Below are 2,057 nucleotides of genomic sequence, written 5' to 3' on the forward strand. Positions count from 1 at the left end.
ACCTTCTGGGTGGTGTCTTCCGGCGCCTGCGTGTGCTTGATGAAAATCACCGAGGCCCAGATGCCGACCTCGTACAGGATGCACATCGGGATCGCGAGCGCGAGCTGCGAGACGATGTCGGGCGGCGTCACGACGGCGGCGACGATGAAGGCCAGCACGATGAAGTAGGCGCGGAAGGCCTTCAGCTTCTCGAGCGTGACGATGCCCATGCGGGCCAGCACCACCACGACGATCGGCACCTCGAAGGCGGCGCCGAACGCGACGAACATCGTCAGCACGAAGCTCAGGTACTCCTGGATGTCCGGCGTGGCCGCGATGCTCTTCGGCGCAAAGGTCTGGATGAACGCGAACACCTTGCCGAACACGAAGAAATAGCAGAACGCGACGCCGATGAAGAACAGCAGCGTGCTCGAGACCACCAGCGGCAGCACCAGCTTCTTCTCGTGCGTGTACAGCCCCGGCGCGACAAAGGCCCACACCTGGTACAGCACCACCGGCAGCGCCAGCAGGAAGGCGGCCATCAGCGTGATCTTCAGCGGCACCAGGAACGGCGAGATCACGTTGGTGGCGATCAGCTTGCCGCCGGCCGGCAGCGCCRCCACCAGCGGGTGCGCCAGCAGGTCGTAGAGGGCGGCCGGACCGGGGTAGATCGCGAGGATGCCGAAGCACACGCCGATCGCGATCACCGCGCGGATCAGGCGATCGCGCAGTTCGATCAGGTGCGTGACGAAGGGCTGCTCGGTGCCTTCCAGCTCATCGCGGCCGTCGCTGTTCAACTTCATGGGAGGGATTCAGGTTCTCTGGCCAAGGAGCGTCAGACCGACGAGCGCGGCGGGCGGAAGCGCGCGACACGCGCCGCGCCGGATTGCGCCTTGCTGCGCACGCCGTTGCGCTGCTTGTACCACTGCGGCGTGGCACCGCGTTTCAGGCGCCAGTTCTTCTTCGGGTGCTTGTACTGCGGCGGCGGAGGCTCCCAGCCGCTGTGCTGGCCGCTGTTGGCGCTCAAGGCCGGGTCGCCGGGCGCATCCCAAGCGCTGGCCACGTCGGCGCGCGTCTGGTGGATCTCGGTCGACACCGTCTGCTCGACGTTGCGGGCCGCGTCCTCGAACTCGCCCTTCATCTTCTTGAGCTCTTCGAGCTCGATCGAGCGGTTCACCTCGGCCTTCACGTCGGCCACATAGCGCTGGGCCTTGCCGAGCAGGTGGCCGACGGTGCGGGCGACCTTGGGCAGGCGCTCGGGGCCGATGACGATCAACGCCACGGCGCCGATCAGCGCGATCTTGTCGAAACCGAAATCGATCATGCGGCCGCCATCCGACGGGCCAGCCCGGGCCGGCCTCGGATGCTCACGATTTGGTCTTCGCTTCGACGTCGACGGTGTTCGGATCGGCGGCCTTCTGCTGGCCGACCTGTTGCGACGGCGGCACGGCGGTGTCGGTGCCGGCATTGGCCGCACCATCCTTGATGCCGTCCTTGAAGCCCTTCACGGCGCCACCGAGGTCGCTGCCGATGTTCTTGAGCTTCTTGGTGCCGAACACCAGGACCACGATCACCAGCACGATGAGCCAGTGCCAGATGCTGAATGAACCCATGATTCTTCTCCTGCGGGAAATAGCCGATTCTAGGTGGTGGCCGAGTCAACCCTTGGCCCATGGCCTTGGGCCGCCGATGACATGCATGTGCAAATGTGGCACTTCCTGCCCGCCATCGGCGCCGGTGTTGATCACGGTGCGGAAACCATTGGTTGCACCCTGCTCGCGCGCGAGCTTCGGGGCCAGCGCCAGCATCCTGCCGAGCAAGGCCTGGTGCTTGTCCGGCACGGTGTCGTACAAGGACGCCAGATGCTCCTTCGGCACGAGCAGGAAATGGATCGGCGCCCAGGGCGCGATGTCGTGGAAGGCGATCAGTTCGTCGTCTTCATAGACCTTGCGGCTCGGGATCTGCCCCGCCGCGATCTTGCAGAAGATGCAGCTCGGATCGTGGCTCATGGCGCGGGCACCGRCATCGGCTTGTTGGAATTCAGGTTCGACCAGCCCTTGACGATGCGGTAGAGGAAC

General features: G+C 65.3%; 4 protein-coding genes. All 4 read right to left on the bottom strand.

Features of this window, described 5'->3' with window-relative positions; genetic code table 11:
• The coding region (gene tatC, locus AC1DXV_RS34115) for a twin-arginine translocase subunit TatC (protein ID WP_477937982.1) at nt 1-782 on the bottom strand (782 nt) is incomplete at its 3' end.
• A gap of 32 nt (nt 783-814) precedes the next feature.
• Complete coding sequence (gene tatB / locus AC1DXV_RS34120) at nt 815-1,303, bottom strand: Sec-independent protein translocase protein TatB (protein ID WP_477865776.1); 489 nt, start codon at nt 1,301-1,303, stop codon at nt 815-817.
• A gap of 43 nt (nt 1,304-1,346) precedes the next feature.
• A complete protein-coding gene (gene tatA, locus AC1DXV_RS34125; protein WP_477865777.1) occupies nt 1,347-1,592 on the bottom strand; it encodes a Sec-independent protein translocase subunit TatA in 246 nt (81 codons plus the stop codon).
• 45 nt (nt 1,593-1,637) lie between these two features.
• Nucleotides 1,638-1,988 (bottom strand): histidine triad nucleotide-binding protein, encoded by a 351-nt coding sequence (locus tag AC1DXV_RS34130; RefSeq protein WP_477865778.1) that lies wholly within the window; start codon nt 1,986-1,988, stop codon nt 1,638-1,640.
• Between the last annotated feature and the right edge of the window lie 69 nt (nt 1,989-2,057).

The sequence above is a fragment of the Rhizobacter sp. P3_C12 genome (assembly GCF_056402735.1).